The 2,052-nt window shown below is 65.9% G+C and carries 3 protein-coding genes; 1 reads left to right on the top strand and 2 read right to left on the bottom strand.

Annotated elements, in window-relative coordinates:
- The coding region (locus EOD07_RS38815) for a hypothetical protein (RefSeq protein ID WP_245470577.1) at window positions 1-131 on the top strand (131 nt) is incomplete at its 5' end.
- Window positions 132-139: 8 nt separating this feature from the next.
- Here the strand turns inward: EOD07_RS38815 and mazG are convergent.
- Window positions 140-964: a nucleoside triphosphate pyrophosphohydrolase gene (gene mazG, locus EOD07_RS32310; RefSeq protein WP_127238138.1), complete on the bottom strand. Its 825-nt coding sequence runs from the start codon at window positions 962-964 to the stop codon at window positions 140-142.
- A gap of 77 nt (window positions 965-1,041) precedes the next feature.
- Window positions 1,042-2,052: amino acid aminotransferase (locus EOD07_RS32315; protein WP_164772752.1), on the bottom strand; the 1,011-nt coding region annotated here is incomplete at its 5' end.

Below are 2,052 nucleotides of genomic sequence, written 5' to 3' on the forward strand. Positions count from 1 at the left end.
GGCTATACCGTAACGGCGACGTCGTTTCGCGCGCCGACAATGAAGACGGCAGCGTCACCCTTTCGCTAACGGCCACGCACAGCGCCCGGCAGGAAATCGAGAGCCGCCTGCACCGCAAGAGCGTCAGCTAACCGGCTGTTTATTTGACGCTTTTGGCCTGCTGCCAGAGCGCTTCCATTTCGTCGAGCGTCGCCTTCTCCAGCGAGCCGCCCGAAGCCGCCAGGGCCTGCTCGACATAGTGGAAGCGCGAGCGGAACTTTTCGTTTGTGCCGCTGAGCGCCGCTTCCGAATCGAGCTTGAGGTGGCGGCCGAGATTGACGACGGCAAACAACATGTCGCCGAACTCGTCCTTGATCGGAGCCGCGTCACCGGTGGCAAGCGCTTCCCGCAACTCGCCGATCTCTTCCTCGATCTTGTCGAGGATGGGGGCTGCCTCGCTCCAGTCGAAGCCGACGCGCGCTGCTTTCTCCTGCAGCTTCAGGGCGCGCGTCAGGGCAGGGAGCGCGACCGGAACGCCGTCGAGATAGCCCTTGCCGTGATCTTCCGGATCGAGCCCGCGCGCGATGCGGGCACTGCGCTTTTCAGCCTTCTCCTCAGCCTTGATCTTCTCCCACATGCCCTTGGCCATGCCGGCGCTACGCGCCTTCTCGTCGCCGAAGACATGCGGATGACGGCGGATCATCTTGGTGGTGATGGCCTCGACGACATCGCCGAAGGCGAACTCGCCGATCTCCTCGGCCATCTGCGCGTGATAGACGACCTGCAGCAGCAAGTCGCCCAGTTCCTCGCGCAGATCGTCGAAATCGCCGCGCGCGATCGCGTCGGCCACCTCATAGGCCTCCTCGATCGTGTAGGGCGCGATGGTCGAGAAATTCTGCTCGATGTCCCACGGGCAGCCGGTCTTCGGCGCCCTGAGCGCCGCCATGATCTCGATCAGCCGGGAAATGTCTTTCGAGGGTTTCATCCTGCAAACCCTAGCGCGCAGCGTGGCGGGCGACCAATCCCGTCGGCCGGCAAAAGCCTATTGTCCACAGTTGCGCTCTAGTCGAGCACCGAGACGATCGCCTTGGCGAGATCGTCCATGCCGTCCTCCGGCAGGCCGGCGACGTTGATGCGGCTGTCGCCGACCATGTAGACGGCGTGCTCGGTGCGCAGGCGTTCGACCTGCGCCTCGGTCAGCCCGAGGCGGGAGAACATGCCCCGATGGCTGGCGACGAAATCGAAGCGATCGGAGTTGGACTGACGCCTGAGTGCGTCGGCGAAACCGACGCGGAGCCTCAGCATGCGCAGCCGCATCTCCTCGAGCTCCGTTTCCCAGTCCTTCCTCAGGGCAGCGTCTTCGAGCACCATGCGCACGGCCGCCGCGCCGTGATCCGGCGGCATCGAATACAGCGCGCGCGCCGCCGCCAGCATTTGGCTCATCGCCACGTCGGCCTGGGCGCCGTCCTTGGCCATGATCATCGCCGCGCCCACGCGGTCGCGATAGACGGCGAAATTCTTCGAGCAGCTCGAGGCGATGACCATCTCCGGCGCCTTGCCGGCCAGCAGCCGCAGGCCGGCGGCATCGGCGTCGAGGCCCTCGCCAAACCCCTGATAGGCGATGTCGACGAAAGGCAGCAGGCCGCGCTCCAGCAACACGTCGGCAACCTTGGCCCATTGCGCGGCATCGAGATTGGCGCCGGTCGGGTTGTGGCAGCAGCCATGCAGCAGCACGACATCGCCGCTGTTGGCCGTCCTGAGCGCCGCCAGCATCTCGTCGAAGCGGACGGCGCCGGAAGCGGCATCGAAATAGGGATAGTCGCGAACCTTGAGGCCGGCGGCGCGCATCACCGGCGGATGGTTCGGCCAGGTCGGGTCGGACAGCCACACGGTCGCGCCGGCGCGCGTGCGTTGCAGAAGCTCGGCCACCAGCCTGAGCGCGCCGGATCCGCCAGGCGCCTGCGCAGCGCGGATGCGCGAATGGTCCGCCTTGTCGCCAAAGGCGAGCTTGATCATGGCGGCGTTGAAACCGGTATCGCCGGCAAGGCCGAGATAGGTCTTGGTGTCCTGGCT

The sequence above is a fragment of the Mesorhizobium sp. M2C.T.Ca.TU.002.02.1.1 genome, assembly GCF_003997225.1.

Excerpts from the sequence above, each read along its gene's own strand:
- mazG (WP_127238138.1), bottom strand. The coding sequence starts at position 964 with ATGAAACCCTCGAAAGACATTTCCCGGCTGATCGAGATCATGGCGGCG.